The organism is Sphingobium sp. RSMS (assembly GCF_005406185.4).
GTDB classification, from domain to species: Bacteria; Pseudomonadota; Alphaproteobacteria; order Sphingomonadales; family Sphingomonadaceae; genus Sphingobium; species Sphingobium fuliginis.
In genome coordinates this window covers 946685-961621 of the sequence record NZ_CM191258.1, presented here as the reverse complement: position 1 = coordinate 961621, position 14937 = coordinate 946685, and the positions used below count along the sequence as shown (strand labels likewise).

Below are 14937 nucleotides of genomic sequence, written 5' to 3'. Positions count from 1 at the left end.
GCGCCAAGGCGATTTCCAGGCAATGACTGGGCAATCCATAACGACAACGACAGGCCGAAAGCTGCGATCCGGTCAATCGGATCCGAAACCGCGCTACAGCGTCTGCACCGTTTCCCGCGCCAATTCGGCCAGCCGATGCGCCGCCTTGTCCAGTTTTTCCCCAGCGCGCAGGATCGCGGCGACGCGCGGGAGTTGCGGCAGGCCGTCATGCTCCAGCACCCGGTCGTTCTCCAGGAACAGATGCGTGCGGCAGGTAATGCCCAGGCCAGCCCCCACCGCCGCCTTCAGCGTCGCCAGATTGGGCGTCTCCACCGCGATCCGCCATTGCAGCCCGCTATCCTCCAGCGCCCGGATCGCCGCCTCCCGGAAACGGCAAGGTTCCTCCAGTACGGCGAGCGGGATCACCTCCCGCTCTGCCAGCGCGGCCTCGCCATACCAGCTCATCGGCGCGACCGTCACCGCATGCGGATCGTTGGGCGCGGCGAAACCCAGCAGGATGTCCAGCTCGCGCCGGTCGAGCAATGTCTGCAACTCCGCCGTGCCGGCAACCCGCGCATAGATCTGCGCATCGGGATGCAGTTCGGAAAAGCGCGACAGCAGTCCGCTGAGCAGGCTGTCCGCGAAATCCTGCACCATGCCGATGCGCGCCGGGCCGGCGAAACGGCCTGCGCTGACCGCCGCGACCGCCTCGTCATGCAGCATCAGCACCCGCCGCGCATAATCGAGCAGCACTTCCCCCGCAGAGGTCAGGTTCAGCCGCCGGCCTTCCCGCAGGAACAGGGTCTGCTGCACCAGTTCCTCCAGCCGCTTGATCTGGAGGCTGAGCGCGGACTGGGTCACGAACACCTGCTCCGACGCGTTCAGCATAGACCCCGTGTCCACGATGGCGACGAAGCTGCGGAGCAGATTGGTAGGCAGATTGACCGGCATGAAAACCTCATTGCAAGGGAAGCACAGCCGATCCGAAGCCGGGAACGGAGTCGCAGCCTTATCGCGAAGACTTATATATCAATCAAAATAGTAGAGATTTAAAGAGGGCATAAAAATCTTGGGTACAACGATCCGGACGCGCAAACCCGCCATTTTCTGCGGCCGGACGCGTCCGATTCAGGCTCAACCGGTTCGAATGAGCGCTGCTCATAGGTCGGCCAATTAAAACTTAATTGAAACAGTAGAGAATTCATGTTGGGCTTTCCCTCACCTATCGAGAGGGCGAGTTGATGACGGTTTTGACGGCGGACAGGCGCGGCCATGCGCATGGCGGGGTACAGAAATTTTCCCTGGCGCGCTTCGGCGGACGCTGGCTTTCGCCTGTCCTCTTGCTGCTGCTGTGGGAATTGGGGTCGCGCAGCGGCCTGATTCCCGAACGCACGCTGGCCGCGCCCTCGGCCGTCATCGGGACGCTGGTGGAGATGCTGCTGTCGGGCGAATTGCCCTCGAACCTGCTGGTGTCCTTCGCCCGAGTCGCCGTCGGCCTGCTGATCGGGGTGGGGCTTGGCCTCGCCCTCGGTCTGGTCGCCGGACTGTCCCGTACCGGAGAGCTGGCGGTCGACCCGCTGATGCAGATCAAGCGGACCATTCCCGTGCTGGCGCTCACGCCGCTTTTCATCGTCTGGTTCGGGATCGGGGAAACGCCCAAGATCGCGCTCATCGCCTTCGCGGCGGTCTTTCCGGTCTATCTCAACCTCTACAGCGGCATCCGCGGCGTCGACCTGCGCCTGCTGGATGCGGCGAAAAGCTTCGGTCTCAGCCGTTGGGAGCAGATCTGGCACGTCGTCCTGCCCTCCGCCTTGCCTTCGTTGCTGGTCGGGCTGCGCTACGCCCTGTCCGTGGCCATATTGGTGCTGGTCGTGGCGGAGCAGATCAACGCTTCGGCGGGGCTCGGCTATCTCATCAACAATGCCCGCGATTTCATGCGGACCGACATCATCGTCGTCTGCCTCATGGTCTATGCCATTCTCGGCCTTGGCGCCGACTGGCTGGTCCGCACCGTCGAAGCCCGCGCCCTGATCTGGCGCCCCAGCATAGTGGAGCAATAAGCATGGACGCCCGTCTCGGATTCACCGCCCTGCAAAGCGCCGCCGGCCACAGCGATATTCCGCATCCCGAACCGGTGGTGAGGCTGCGCGATTTCACCCGACGCTTCGGCCCCAACACGATCATCGACGGCCTGGACCTCGACATCGCGCCCGGCGAGTTCATCGCGCTGCTGGGTCGTTCGGGTTCGGGCAAGACCACCCTGCTGCGGACCCTCGCCGGGCTGGACGAGGTGCGGGGTCAGGATGTGGAAGTCCCCGATTCCCGCGCCGTGGTGTTCCAGGATGCGCGGCTGCTGCCCTGGAAGCCGGTATGGAAGAATGTCGCCCTGGGCCTCAAGGGCGACCGGGTGCGCGACCGCAGCGAAGCCGCGCTCAAGGAGGTCGGCCTTGGTCATCGGCTCGACGCCTGGCCGCTGACGCTCTCCGGCGGGGAGGCGCAGCGCGTCGCGCTCGCCCGCGCTCTGGTGCGCGAACCCAAGCTGCTGCTGCTCGACGAGCCCTTCGCCGCCCTCGACGCGCTGACCCGTTATCGCATGCACGACCTCGTCCTGTCGCTCTGGCGCGCGCACCGGCCCGCCGTGCTGATCGTGACCCATGACGTGGAGGAGGCGATCGCGCTGGCCGACCGGGTGCTGGTGCTCGACAAGGGACGCATCGTCGCGCAGGAGCGGATCACGGTTCCGCGCGGCGAACGCTCCGCCATTTCCGGGCGGCTGCGCGAAAAACTGCTCTCCTATCTCGGGGGCGAGGATCATGGCGAGGGCGTCGTTCCTTTCGCGCCCATTGCCGAGGCAGCCGAATGAACGCTGTCTCGACCCTGCAACGACCCGTCGAGGGCGCTGCGGATATCGGCCGCCTGCGCGGCTTCGTCACCGCCTTTGCCGACCTGCTGGCGGCGACCCGCGATGAAGGGGCGATATTGGAAAGCGGACGCGCCCTGCTGAGCCGCCTGATCGCCAGGGACGACTGGCTGCCGGAGCAATTCACCCGCCCGCATCCCGACCGCTATCAGCAATATCTGCTCCATTGCGACAGCCGGGAAAGGTTCAGCGTCGTCAGCTTCGTCTGGGGGCCGGGCCAGTCGACCCCCATCCATGATCATACCGTCTGGGGCCTGGTCGGCGTGCTGCGCGGCGTGGAAAAGGTCGAGCGCTTCCGTCAGTCGCCCGATGGCCGGCTGATCCCGCACGGCGAACAATTTCTGCGCGAGGGCGAAGTCGACGCCGTCTCCCCCCGCATCGGCGACATTCATCGCGTGACCAATGGCCTGCCCGACCGGCCGTCGATCAGCATCCATGTCTACGGCGCCAATATCGGCGCGGTCGAGCGGGCGACCTATGCCGCCGACGGCACGCCCAAGACCTTCATATCGGGTTACGCCAACGGCGTGATCCCCAACCTCTGGGACAGATCGAGAAACGCATGACCACCGATACGCTGGACCGTATTCAGACTGCCACGCCGCAGGATATTCGCCGCGCCCTGCTGGTGGGCAGCGAGATCGCCCTGATCGACGTGCGCGAGGAGCATGAATTCGCGCAGGGCCACCCCCTCTTCGCGGCCCAGATACCGCTGCGCCGTATCGACGAGGAAGCGCGCTGGCGCATCCCCCGGCTCGACACGCCGATCGTCGTCTATGACAATGGCGAAGGTCTGGCGCGCAAGGCGGCCGTGCGGTTCGAGGGGCTGGGCTATACCGACGTCCGCGAACTGGAAGGCGGCCTCACCGGCTGGCGCGAGGCGGGCTATGAGCTGTTCGAGGATGTGAACAGCTATTCCAAGGCCTTTGGCGAACTGGTCGAACATCGTCGCCATACGCCCTCGCTGGCAGCGGAGGAGGTGCAGGCGCTGATCCGGGAAAAGGCCGACATCGCGATCCTCGACGCCCGCCGCTACGACGAATATAACACGATGAGCATTCCGACCGGCACCAGCGTGCCCGGCGCCGAACTGGTGCTGCGCGCCCGGACCATCGCGCCCGATCCCGATACGACGATCATCGTCAACTGCGCCGGCCGGACGCGGTCGATCATCGGCACGCAGTCGCTGGTCAATGCGGGCCTGCCCAACCGCATCTTCGCGCTGCGCAACGGCACGATCGGCTGGACGCTGGCCGGGCAGGAGCTGGAGACCGGCCAGACCCGCGTCGCGCCGGAGGTGGACAATCGCTCGGCGGAGGAGGCCCGCGCCCATGCCCGCGATGTCGCTTATCGCGCCGGGGTGAAGCGTATAGGCTGGGACGAACTGGAGGAGCTGAAGGCGGACAAGGCCCGCACCCTCTATCTCTATGACGTGCGCCAGCCGCGCGAATATGAGGGCGGCCATCTCCCCGGCTTCCGCAACGCGCAGGGCGGCCAGTTGGTGCAGGAAACCGACCATAATGCCCCGGTGCGCGGCGCGCGCATCGTCGTCACCGACGACCTCGGTCCCCGCGCCGACATGACCGCCTCCTGGCTCGCGCAACTGGGGTGGGAGGTCTTCGTGCTCGACGTCGACTGGTCCGCCGTGACGCTGGAGAAGGGGCCGGATGGCGCGCCCGGCCCGCGGGGGCCGGAGGGCCGCTACAAACGCCCTTATGAAGGCACCGACAACAAGGCCGCCGCCATGCAGGCCTATCTCGACTGGGAATATGGCCTCGTCGCCCAATTGGAGCGCGACGGCACCCACGGCTTCTTCGTGATCTGATCGGGAAGGAAACGATCATGAGCGTCAAGTTCATCGGCTATATCGGCTTCAACAACAGCTCCGAAATCCAGTCGGCGGTGCGCAGCCGCGCGCTCGACAGGGATTATGTCGAAGCGGCGGCGAAGGCGCAGGAGGAGGGCGGCTTCGACCGCGTGCTGATCCCCTTCAGCTCCAACAGTCCGGAAAGCCAGATCGTCGCGGCCCATGCGGCGGCGATCACTTCGACGCTGGGCTTCCTGGTCGCGCACCGGCCCGGCTTCACCCAGCCCACCGTCGCGGCGCGCCAACTGGCGACGCTGGATCAATTGTCGGGCGGCCGCGTCGCCGTCCACATCATAACCGGCGGCGCCGACGAGGAAATGGCGCGGGACGGCGACACCAGAAGCGTGAAGGCGGAACGCTACGCCCGCACCGACGAATATCTGTCGATCCTGCGACAGGAATGGACGGCGGCCCAGCCCTTCGACCATCAGGGCAGGTTCTACGACGTCAAGCAGGCGTTCAGCGCCGTCAAGCCCGACAATCTGCCGGTCTTCTTCGGCGGCTCGTCGCCCGAGGCGATCGAGGTCGCGGGGCGCCATGCCGATGTCTATGCTCTTTGGGGCGAAACGCTGGAGGCGGTGCAGGACACCGTTCGGCAGGTGCGCCGCTCGGCGGTGCGCTATGGCCGCGATCCCGGCTTCTCCCTGTCGCTGCGCCCGGTGATCGCGGATACGGAGGAAGCGGCGTGGAAGCGCGCGGCAGAGATCGAGGAGCAGGTGCGTGAGAACCGCATTGCCGCCGGATTGCCGTTGACCGGCCACCGTCCGCCCAATGCGGGGTCGCTCCGCCTGCTTGAAACCGCCAGCGCCAACCGGCGCGACAAGCGGCTATGGACCGGCATCGCCGCGCTGACCGGCGCATCGGGCAACAGCACGGGGCTGGTCGGCACGCCCGAGCAGGTGGCCGACGCCATGCTCGATTATTATGACATCGGCATCGACCATTTCCTGATCCGCGGCTTCGATCCGCTGGCGGATTCCATCCTCTATGGCCGGGAACTGCTCCCCGTCGTGCGGCGCAAGGTGGCCGAGCGCGAAAAGGCCGAACTGGCGCTGGCGGGCTGACATGGCGAAGAACAGGGGTGCGATCATCGCGGTGGCGCTGGTGGCGGTGGCGGGCTTCGGCCTTGCCGCCGCGAAATTCGGTGGCGGCGACGACAAGGTGCTGCGCGTCGCCAACCAGAAGGGGCAGGTCAAATCCATGATGATCGCCTCGGGCGTTCTCAAGGATGCGCCCTACACGGTCGAATGGTCGGAATTTCCCGCCGCCCAGCCCTTGCTGGAAGCGGTGGGCGGCGGCGCCGCGGACCTCGGCCTTGCCGCCGACGCGCCCTTCATCTTCGCCTATCAGAGCGGCAGCCCGGTCAAGGCGATAGGCATCCAGACGCCCTTCGCCCAGGCTGGCGAAGCGCTGGCCATATTGGTGAAGAACGGATCGCCCGCGCATTCGATACAGGATCTGATCGGCAAATCGGTGGCCACGACGCGCGGATCGATCGGCCATCACCTGCTGCTCCAGGCGCTGGAGCGGGCGCATATTCCGGCGGATCGGGTGCGCGTCACCTTCCTGCCGCCCGGCGACGCCAAGGCCGCCTTCGACAGCGGTGCCATCGACGCCTGGTCCATTTGGACGCCCTATACCAATGTGGCGATCAAGGAAGGCGCGCGGGCTGTCGTCGATGCGAAGGATTATGGCCTGCCGGTCTATATCGACATCGCCCATGGCGATTCCATCGGCCCCAAGCGCGCCCTGCTTGCCGATTTCCTCCGGCGGGAGGCGAAGGCCGTCGAGTGGGCCCGCGCGCATCCGGACGAATTCGCGCAGGTGCTGGCCAAGGAAACCGGACTGCCGCTCGACATCGCCCGCGCCAGTTTCGACCGCAACAACCGCGTGGCGCGGCCCATCGACGGCAAGATCGTCGCGCATGAGCAGGACATCACGCAGCGCTTCCAGAGAGCCGGTCTGACCGAGGGCAAGCGCCCGGTGGCCGACGCCTTCGACCGCAGCTTCGGCACGGGCGGATGAAGCTGAGCTTCGTCGCCGCCAAGCATATCTAAAATTCAGATTTACTCATGAATCGGCTAGCGAAGTCATTTCTCAATCATATCGATAGTAAATAGATGGTCCCCGGAAACCGGGGGATATATTCATGAACCTTGACCGCCTTTATCTGTGCTCGACCGCGCTTGCCGCGGTACTTCTGACGTCGGCGCCCTCGCTCGCGCAGACCGTTGCAACACCTGACAGCGCGGATGCCGAGGCGGCCGATTCGAGCGCCATCATCGTGACCGGCGTACGCGGCGCGCCCCGCACCGTGGCGGAAAGCCCCGCGCCCATCGATGTGGTCGGCGCGGAGAAGTTGCAGGCCACCGGCTCGGCCGAATTTGGCGAAGCGCTGTCCAAATTGCTGCCCTCGCTCAATTTCGGCGCGACCCATGCGGGCGTCTTCTCCATCGGGCGCCCCGTCACCAATCGCGGCCTGGCGCCCGCCTACACATTGGTGCTGGTCAACGGCAAACGGCGGCACAATGGCGCCTTCCTCAACAATTCGACCGCCGACACCTCGGGCGCGAACCCGGTCGACATCGACCTCATTCCCACCAGCGCGATCGACCGGATCGAGGTGCTGAAGGACAGCGCCGCCGCCCAATATGGCACGGACGCCATAGCCGGGGTCATCAATATCCAACTCGCGAAGAAGGAAGGGCTGAGCGGCGATTTCACCTATGGCACGCTCTACGACGCCAATGGCAGGCCGGACAGCTGGAAGGGTACGATCCGCTACGGCACGAAGATCGGGGAGGATGGCTTCCTGACCCTGAGCGGCGACATCCGCAAGCGCGGCGGCGCCTGGTGGAATCTGCCCGCGACCGACGCGAACATCTACGGCCTTCCCGCCAACCGCACGGTGGACCAGGTGGCGGCGACCAGCGGCCTCACCCGCGATCAGGTGCTGGCCAATGTCGCCGCCGCCAATGCCCGCAACGCCCAATGGAGCCGCGACGGCGCGCATAATGGCGACCCGCAGATCAAGGCGTTCAACCTCTCCTATAATGCCGAACTGCCGGTGACGGAGAATGCCACCCTCTACAGCTTCGGCACCTATGGCGAGCGCGACGCCCAGATCGGCAATAATTTCCGCCGCCCCAACAGCACCGCCAATTTCACCGCGCTTTTCCCGGACGGCTATTATCCGCTCAACAATATAGACGAGAACGACTTCCAGTTCGTCGGCGGTCTTCGGGGGAGGCTCTGGGGCTGGGACTATGATGTCAGCTCCTCCTTCGGCCGCAACTACAGCCATCAATATTCGAAACTGTCCGTTCGTCCTTCGCTGGGACCGACCAGCCCGACGAGCTGGCCCAATCTCGCCAATTTCGAGTTCCGGCAATGGACCCATAATGTCGATCTGCATCGGGAGGTTGAGATCGGCCTGGCCCAACCGCTGCAAATCTCCATTGGCGGCGAATATCGGCTCGACCGTTTCCGCACCTTCGCGGGCGATCCGCTGGCCTATGAACCGGCCACATACAGCTTCCGTCCCGGCGACCAGCAATATGACTGGAATGTCGGCGTCACCGCCTCGCCGGTGGTGCAGGGGGGCATCGTCCTCTCCCCCGCCGATGAAGCCGACATCAGCCGCAAGGTCTATGCGGGCTATGTCGATCTCGGCATCTATCCGCTCGACGCCTGGTATATCGGCGCCGCGATCCGCGCCGAACATTATAGCGACGGTTCGGGCAGTCCGGTCGGCCTGAAACTCAACAGCCGTTATGAGGTCAGCCCCACCTTCGCCGTTCGCGGCACGGTGGGCACGGGCTTCCGCGCGCCGTCGCTGACGCAGATCGGCTATGCGCAGACCGATGGGCGCACCTCCTCCTTCTTCAACGCGCAGACCGGCCAGACCGAATTGCGCCCCACCGTCGCCAAGCTGGTGACGGCGGATTCCGCCGTCGGCCAGCTGCTGGGCGCGAAGCCGCTCAAGGCGGAAAAGACCTGGAATGCCGGGCTGGGCTTCGTCTTTACGCCCACGCCGTCCCTGTCGGTGACGCTGGACGGCTATTATATCCGCATCAAGAACCGGATCGAACGCACCGGCCGCCTGTTCGGGCCGGGAATTTCCGCCATCCTCGCCGCCAATGGCCTGTCGGACATCGAACAGGCCGAATATTTCATCAACGCCGCCGACACCACGACCAAGGGCCTCGACCTGGTGGCCGATTATTCGAGGAACCTGGGCGATCTGGGCAAGCTGGGCCTGACCTTCGCCTTCAACTATTCGAAGACCAAGGTGACGGACGTCGTCGCCACCCCGTCGCAACTCTTCGGTCCCACCGGCGCTTCGCTGCTGGGGGCGGGTTCGGTCTTCTTCGGCGGCGACAAGATCGGTGAGCTGGAAGTGCTCCAGCCGCACACGAAACTGGTCAGTACGCTCAACTGGAGCAAGGGCATTTTCGGCTTCAGCCTCACCGCCACCCGCTACGGCAAATATACGCAGCGCACGGCGGCGGGCGACGACCGTCATTTCGGGGCGAAGGTCATCACCGACGCCAGCGTCAGCGCGAAAGTGACGGAATTCGCCACGCTTTCGGTGGGCGCCACCAACCTGTTCGACGTCCGCCCGGAAACCAACGGGCCGGGCAATCCCCAGACCGGGCAGGGCTATTACGGCCCGTCGCCCTTCAACCCCGCAGGCGGCTATTATTATGGACGGATCGCGCTTGCTTTCTGATCGCCGCACCTTCCTGGCGGGGGCGGCCGCCCTCGGCCTCGCCGCCTGCGCGGGGAAAAGCGGCCGCACGAAACTGGTGCTGGGCGACCAGGTCCATCTGCTGGAGTCGAAGGCGGAGGCGGCGGGCGCCCTGAACGACCTGCCCTATGACGTGCAATGGGCGAATTTCGTCGGCGCCGCGCCGCTGCTGGAGGCGCTTAACGCCGGGGCGGTCGACACCGCTCCGGCGGGCGACCTGCCGGTCGTGCTGGCCGCCTCGGCCGGCGTGCCGCTGAAGATCATCGCGGGTTCGATTTCATCGACCAGGGACATCGGCATTCTCGTGCCCGGCGACTCTCGCATCCGGTCCGTCGCGGGCCTTGCGGGCAAGCGCGTGATCGTGTCGAGCGCGAGGGGCAGCATATCCCATTATCTGCTGCTCGAAGCGCTCAAGGAAGCGAAGCTCGACCGGCGAAAGGTCGGCATCGGCTTCATGCTGCCCAATGACGCCGCCGCCGCCTTCGCCGCCGGGCAGATAGAGGCGTGGGCGACCTTCGGCACCTACCAGCTCGCGGCCGAACAGCGCGGCGCGCGCGTGCTGCGCAACGGGGAGGGGATCAACAGCGGCCTGACCCTGATCGCCGCGTCGCAAGCGGCGCTCGACAACCCGGCGAAGCGCGAAGCCCTGCGCGACGTCCTCGCCCGCCTCCGCAAGGCGAGCCTGTGGTCGCAGGCGCATCCCGCCGACTATGCCCGTATCTTCGTCCGGCAGACGAAGGTCGACCCCAAACTCGCCGCCCTGATCGTGGAACGGCAGAACCCGCTACTGATCCCGCCCGACGCGACGGTGGTGAAGCCGTTGCAACGGGTGGTCGACCGCTTCCATGCCGATGGCGAGCTGCCGGCCCATATCGACGTCGCCTCGATCGTGGACGCAGGCTTGTTCCCCGCATGAGCGTCGCCAATCGATCGATAAGTCATTCTCATTGGGCGGTGTCCCGCCGCCTCCCTAAAATACCGCGCAAAGGAGCAGCGCCATGGCCACAGTCTTGAAGGACGACCGTTTCCGCCAGTCGGGCATCAGCGAAGCGGAATGGAAGGTCCGCGTCGATCTTGCCGCTTTCTATCGCCTGTCCGCCCTCTATGGCTGGGACGATTTCATCTACACCCATATCTCGGCGCGCGTGTCGGGGCCGGAGCATCATTTCCTGATCAACCCCTTCGGCCTGATGTTCGATGAGATCACCGCCTCCAGCCTGGTCAAGGTCGACCTCGACGGCAATGTCATCGGGGAAAGCGACTATGGCATCAACTATGCCGGATATGTGATCCACAGCGCGATCCACGGCGCGCGGGACGATGCCCATTATATCGCCCATTTCCACAGCGCCGACGGCATGGCGGTATCGGCCCATGCCGAAGGGCTGCTGCCGCTCAACCAGCGCGCCCTGGCCCTGATCCCGCGCCTTTCCTACCACGATTATGAAGGCGTGGCGCTCAATCTGGACGAACGCGAACGGCTGGTGGCCGACCTGGGCGACACCAATGTCATGCTGCTGCGCAATCACGGCACGCTGGCGCTGGGTTCGACGCCGGGCGAGGCGTTCAGCGGCATCTATCATCTGGAGGAAGCCTGCAAGGCGCAGGTCCGCAGCCTTGCCGTGGGCCGCGACAGGGTGCTGATCGCCCCGGAAGCCGCGCAGGAGGAAGTCCGCCGCCAGATGAGCCGCGAGCGCAAGCCGGTCGAAGGCGCCAGATCGCATTACGACCTCGTCTGGGAGGCCGCGCTCCGCAAGGCGCAGCGCCAGTCGCCCGGCTTCGACGCCTGAGGGCATGGCGCAGGAAGGATGCGCGGCTGTGTTTGCCGCGCTCCTCTCCTTGTCGGTGGCTGTCCGTTGAGCGGGTGCCGGACGATGCGCGCATCGACTTGCGCCCGGTTGAAACCCTATACGATCGATTAGGCCGGCGAACGGATGCGCAGCGCGCGCGGGCCTGCATTCAATCCTCGAAGGAGATTTCCAGCGGCGGCAGTCCGTCGATGGACGCGACCAGCCTGTCCCCTCTTCCTATCGGCCCCACTCCAGCGGGCGTACCGGTGAAGATGAGATCGCCGGGGGCGAGCGCCACATAGGTCGAAAGATTGGCGATGATCTCGGGCACCGACCATATCATCTGGGACAGGTCGCCGGACTGGCGAAGCTCTCCGTTGACAGCCAGCGAAATGGCCCCCGACGACGGCGGCAGACCGGGGCGCAGGTCTCCGACGGGTGCGGAATCGTCGAACCCCTTGGCCATGTCCCAGGGGCGGCCCGCCTTCTTCGCCTCCGACTGCAGATCGCGGCGTGTGAGATCGAGGCCGACGGTCCAACCCCAGATGGCCGCGCTCGCCTGTTCGGCGCCGATCTTCGCACCGCCCGAACCAAGCGCCACCACAAGCTCGGCCTCATGATGCAGATCGCTCGTCAAAGGCGGAAAGGGAAGGCGCGATCCATTCGCCGCGACGGCGTCGGACGGCTTTGAAAAGAAGAAGGGCGGCGCCCGGTCCGGATCGGACCCCATTTCCCGCGCATGGTCCGCGTAATTCTGACCGACGCAGAATATCCTGCGAATGGGAAAGCGCTCCTGCGATCCTTCTATGGCGATGGTTGCGGGGGAAAGCTTCGGGATCGCATGCATGGCCAGTCCTCATTCTGCCGGGCGCCGACGAAAGCGGGAGGATGCGATCCTCCCATGGCGCGCTGCCCCCGATGAGCACAGTTGCCCCCGATCAGGCAATAGCCCTGCTGTCGCGAAAGGCGTTGGGAAGGTTTTTCGCGGGCAGGGGCACCCCAAGGCCAGCTTCACGGCCTGCAATTTCTGGACGGCCCTAAGCCAAGGTGCGCTTCGGTCTCTGAGGCTCAGCCTCGAGGCGGCCGCGTCTCGGGAAGCGTCAGCAGCACGGGAAGCACCGCCAGCGACACCAGCGCGATCATGATGCCCGGCGCCGCGGTCGATCCTGTTCGCTCCGTCAGCAGTTGTGCGAGCCACGGCGTTAGGCCACCGAACAATGCGGTCGCGGTCGTGGCGCCAAGGGCTAGCCCGCTCAGCCGCCCTTCGGCCGGAACCTGTTCGGCCGTCGTCACCGCGCCCACGGCACTGACGCCGCCCGCTAAAGCGGCGAGCACCACGGCGCCGGCCAGCGCCGACGACGTTCCCGCTCCGGCGAGCAGTCGGAAGGACAGATAGGGCAGCGCGGCCGACAGGACGGCCAGGGCGACGAGCACCGGGCGACGCCCGAACCGGTCGGCGGCCAGGCCCACAAATGGCGTCACGACAATCACGGCGACCGCCGCGACGGTCGCCAGTTTGAGCGCCTCCGCCTCGCCGAGCCCGCCAGACGAGACCAGATGGATCGGCAGGTAGGTGATGCCGACATAATAGGTGATCGATCCCAGGGCCGAGATGGCGAAGCCCCTCGCCACGCCTGCTCCATGGCGCGATACCGCATGACCGAGCGGCCTGCTCACCAGCGTCCCTGCCGCGCGATGAAGCGCGAACTCGGGCGATTCCCGCATCGCCGCGCGGGCCACCAGGATCGTGCCCGCCAGCGCCGCGCCGAACAGGAACGGCAATCGCCAGCCCCAGCTTTCAAGCGCCGGAGCGGGAAGAAGGCTCACGGTCAGCGCCGCCGCGCCCGCGGCCAGCAACCCGCCGACCTCGCTGGTCGCCGCCGCCATCGACGTGACGAGCGCGCGACGATGCGGCGCCGCGCCTTCCAGCAGATAGGCGACGACGCCGGTATATTCGCCCCCCACGGCAAATCCCATCACGCACCGCAGGGCCAGCAGCAATATCCCGGCGAGCGGGCCGATCTGCGCCACGGTCGGCAGCAGGGCGCTCAGCAGCATCGCCACCGTCATCAAGGCCATGGACAGGAGCAGCGTCGCCCTTCGCCCATGCCGGTCCCCGAAATGCCCGAACACCATCGCGCCCAGCGGCCGCATCAGATAGGCGACCGCAAACCCCGCCAGCGTCGTGAGCATCGCATTCCCGCCCACGAAGAACACGCGCGCCAGCACCGTGGCCAGGTAGAGGAACAGGGTGAAATCATACCATTCGACCACGGTGGACAGCGCCGCAAGGGTGAGCGAACGGCGGTCAAGTGGTTCAGAGGCGGGCATAAGCCATCCTTATCACCATCCGGCATGGCGGCAATCGCCGCCCCGACCTTTTGTGGAACGGGCGCGATGGACCGGTTGTCCGCCCTTCAGGAAAACTGGCCCGCGGCGGCGGGCGATCCGATGCGCTGCGCGAGCGCCCGCATCAGGAGCGAGCTTGACGCCGGATCGCACCGATCATAGCGTCCGCGACGGTTTGATGTTGCATTCGGAGACCTACTCCCATGGAAGAAAGCGCCAAGGAGCGTCCCCCCGGCTATCGATATTCGCGGCGGGGCACTTTGGCGCTGATCCGCGATCTTTCCGTCATCGACGATCGCCGCAACGCTCTGCTGCTCGTCCTCCAATGGGCAATAGCGATCGGGGCCGGGGCGATCGCCATCCATGTCGACCGAATTCCGGTTTACCTGCTGGCCGGCATCGTCATCGGAACGCGCATTCAGTGCCTGGCGGTGATGATGCACGATGCATGTCACGGCATGCTGTTCAGCAACCGGCGCCTCAACGACCTGATAGGGGACATATTCGTCGCCTATCCGCTCGGCTTCAGCGTCGACCTGTACCGCGCCAATCACCTGCATCACCACCGCTACACCAACACGCTGCGCGACCGCGATTATCGTGTCCAGCGGCGGGATTCCGACCAGCATTTCCCGAAAAGCGCGGCTGCCATGGCCTGGCTGCTGGTCCGCAGCGTGACCGGCCTCAACCTCTATCGCATGGCGCGGGACAGCCGCGTCTGGGCGCCCTTCGCCAATTTCCACAATCCCCGGCGCTTCGGTTATGATTTTCCCCTGGGCCTGCGCATCCGCTATGTGCTGTGGGCGCTGCTCTTCTACGGCCTGATCCTGTTGTCGCCCTATCGCTGGAAGATATTGGGGCTCCTGCTGATCCCGCAGTTCATCTGGGCGAATGTCTTCAATCGGATCCGGGCAATGGCGGAGCATAACGGCGTCTCCGACGAAAGCGAGCTGAAGGGCACGCGCACGGTCATCCCCACCCTGCTCGACAGGTTCCTGATCGCGCCCTTCAACGTGAGCTATCACCTGGAACATCATCTGTTCCCGTCGGTGCCCTGGCCCAATCTGCGCCGGCTGCACGCGCATCTGATGACCGATCCGGTCTATGCGGCGAAAGCGCACGTCACGCAGAGCTATTGGGGCGTGATCCGGGAGTTGATGCCGCCGCCCCTGCCGGCAGGGGAAGGCGAACTTGTCGCCCGCCCGGAAGTAAATCCCTGATGCCGACCTGTTTTCGCGCCTGACGCCCGGCGCTTCTTGCCGATGAAGCGCGAAATCCCGGC

Annotated in this window: 13 protein-coding genes; 10 read left to right on the top strand and 3 right to left on the bottom strand. The window is 65.7% G+C overall.

Annotated elements, in window-relative coordinates:
* Positions 1-93: 93 nt before the first annotated feature.
* A complete protein-coding gene (locus tag EGM87_RS22330; RefSeq protein ID WP_065846458.1) occupies positions 94-930 on the bottom strand; it encodes a LysR substrate-binding domain-containing protein in 837 nt (278 codons plus the stop codon).
* A 290-nt stretch (positions 931-1220) separates the two neighbouring features.
* Between EGM87_RS22330 and EGM87_RS22325 the strand changes: the two genes are divergently transcribed.
* The 9 genes from EGM87_RS22325 (at position 1221) to EGM87_RS22285 (ending at position 11306) form a co-directional block, all read left to right on the top strand.
* A complete protein-coding gene (locus tag EGM87_RS22325) occupies positions 1221-2039 on the top strand; it encodes an ABC transporter permease (protein ID WP_061936147.1) in 819 nt (272 codons plus the stop codon).
* A gap of 2 nt (positions 2040-2041) precedes the next feature.
* Positions 2042-2842 (top strand): ABC transporter ATP-binding protein, encoded by an 801-nt coding sequence (locus tag EGM87_RS22320; RefSeq protein WP_065846457.1) that lies wholly within the window; start codon positions 2042-2044, stop codon positions 2840-2842.
* Entirely contained in the window at positions 2839-3465 is a 627-nt protein-coding gene (locus tag EGM87_RS22315; protein WP_025549481.1) for a cysteine dioxygenase family protein, read from the top strand. The genes EGM87_RS22320 and EGM87_RS22315 overlap by 4 nt, the downstream gene beginning before the upstream one ends.
* Positions 3462-4724, top strand: coding sequence for a rhodanese-like domain-containing protein (locus tag EGM87_RS22310; RefSeq protein ID WP_048575950.1), 1263 nt, complete (start codon positions 3462-3464; stop codon positions 4722-4724). Before EGM87_RS22315 ends, EGM87_RS22310 begins: the two co-directional genes overlap by 4 nt.
* Before the next feature lie 17 nt (positions 4725-4741).
* Positions 4742-5830 carry an LLM class flavin-dependent oxidoreductase gene (locus EGM87_RS22305; RefSeq protein ID WP_065846456.1) on the top strand — a complete coding sequence of 363 codons (1089 nt, stop codon included), beginning with the start codon at positions 4742-4744 and terminating at the stop codon, positions 5828-5830.
* Between the two features lies 1 nt (position 5831).
* Complete coding sequence (locus tag EGM87_RS22300; protein ID WP_044661070.1) at positions 5832-6791, top strand: ABC transporter substrate-binding protein; 960 nt, start codon at positions 5832-5834, stop codon at positions 6789-6791.
* 124 nt (positions 6792-6915) lie between these two features.
* Positions 6916-9498, top strand: coding sequence for a TonB-dependent receptor plug domain-containing protein (locus tag EGM87_RS22295; protein WP_137708761.1), 2583 nt, complete (start codon positions 6916-6918; stop codon positions 9496-9498).
* Positions 9488-10432 carry an ABC transporter substrate-binding protein gene (locus EGM87_RS22290; RefSeq protein WP_171009932.1) on the top strand — a complete coding sequence of 315 codons (945 nt, stop codon included), beginning with the start codon at positions 9488-9490 and terminating at the stop codon, positions 10430-10432. The genes EGM87_RS22295 and EGM87_RS22290 overlap by 11 nt, the downstream gene beginning before the upstream one ends.
* Positions 10433-10514: 82 nt before the next feature.
* Positions 10515-11306 (top strand): class II aldolase/adducin family protein, encoded by a 792-nt coding sequence (locus tag EGM87_RS22285; protein ID WP_137708763.1) that lies wholly within the window; start codon positions 10515-10517, stop codon positions 11304-11306.
* Positions 11307-11475: 169 nt separating this feature from the next.
* On the opposite strand, the gene EGM87_RS22280 is transcribed toward EGM87_RS22285, so the two are convergent.
* Both EGM87_RS22280 and EGM87_RS22275 read right to left on the bottom strand, forming a co-directional pair.
* A complete protein-coding gene (locus tag EGM87_RS22280; protein ID WP_137708764.1) occupies positions 11476-12153 on the bottom strand; it encodes a fumarylacetoacetate hydrolase family protein in 678 nt (225 codons plus the stop codon).
* 221 nt (positions 12154-12374) lie between these two features.
* Entirely contained in the window at positions 12375-13637 is a 1263-nt protein-coding gene (locus EGM87_RS22275; RefSeq protein WP_044661072.1) for an MFS transporter, read from the bottom strand.
* Between the two features lie 221 nt (positions 13638-13858).
* Between EGM87_RS22275 and EGM87_RS22270 the strand changes: the two genes are divergently transcribed.
* Positions 13859-14875 (top strand): fatty acid desaturase family protein, encoded by a 1017-nt coding sequence (locus EGM87_RS22270; RefSeq protein ID WP_137708765.1) that lies wholly within the window; start codon positions 13859-13861, stop codon positions 14873-14875.
* The last annotated feature ends 62 nt before the right edge of the window (positions 14876-14937 follow it).

What these genes read in the sequence shown, in the direction of transcription:
- EGM87_RS22295 (WP_137708761.1), top strand. Translation starts at nt 6,916, where the DNA reads ATGAACCTTGACCGCCTTTATCTGTGCTCGACCGCGCTTGCCGCGGTA.
- EGM87_RS22275 (WP_044661072.1), bottom strand. Translation starts at nt 13,637, where the DNA reads ATGCCCGCCTCTGAACCACTTGACCGCCGTTCGCTCACCCTTGCGGCG.
- EGM87_RS22280 (WP_137708764.1), bottom strand. Translation starts at nt 12,153, where the DNA reads ATGCATGCGATCCCGAAGCTTTCCCCCGCAACCATCGCCATAGAAGGA.
- EGM87_RS22270 (WP_137708765.1), top strand. Translation starts at nt 13,859, where the DNA reads ATGGAAGAAAGCGCCAAGGAGCGTCCCCCCGGCTATCGATATTCGCGG.
- EGM87_RS22325 (WP_061936147.1), top strand. Translation starts at nt 1,221, where the DNA reads ATGACGGTTTTGACGGCGGACAGGCGCGGCCATGCGCATGGCGGGGTA.
- EGM87_RS22330 (WP_065846458.1), bottom strand. Translation starts at nt 930, where the DNA reads ATGCCGGTCAATCTGCCTACCAATCTGCTCCGCAGCTTCGTCGCCATC.
- EGM87_RS22285 (WP_137708763.1), top strand. Translation starts at nt 10,515, where the DNA reads ATGGCCACAGTCTTGAAGGACGACCGTTTCCGCCAGTCGGGCATCAGC.
- EGM87_RS22320 (WP_065846457.1), top strand. Translation starts at nt 2,042, where the DNA reads ATGGACGCCCGTCTCGGATTCACCGCCCTGCAAAGCGCCGCCGGCCAC.
- EGM87_RS22300 (WP_044661070.1), top strand. Translation starts at nt 5,832, where the DNA reads ATGGCGAAGAACAGGGGTGCGATCATCGCGGTGGCGCTGGTGGCGGTG.
- EGM87_RS22305 (WP_065846456.1), top strand. Translation starts at nt 4,742, where the DNA reads ATGAGCGTCAAGTTCATCGGCTATATCGGCTTCAACAACAGCTCCGAA.
- EGM87_RS22310 (WP_048575950.1), top strand. Translation starts at nt 3,462, where the DNA reads ATGACCACCGATACGCTGGACCGTATTCAGACTGCCACGCCGCAGGAT.
- EGM87_RS22315 (WP_025549481.1), top strand. Translation starts at nt 2,839, where the DNA reads ATGAACGCTGTCTCGACCCTGCAACGACCCGTCGAGGGCGCTGCGGAT.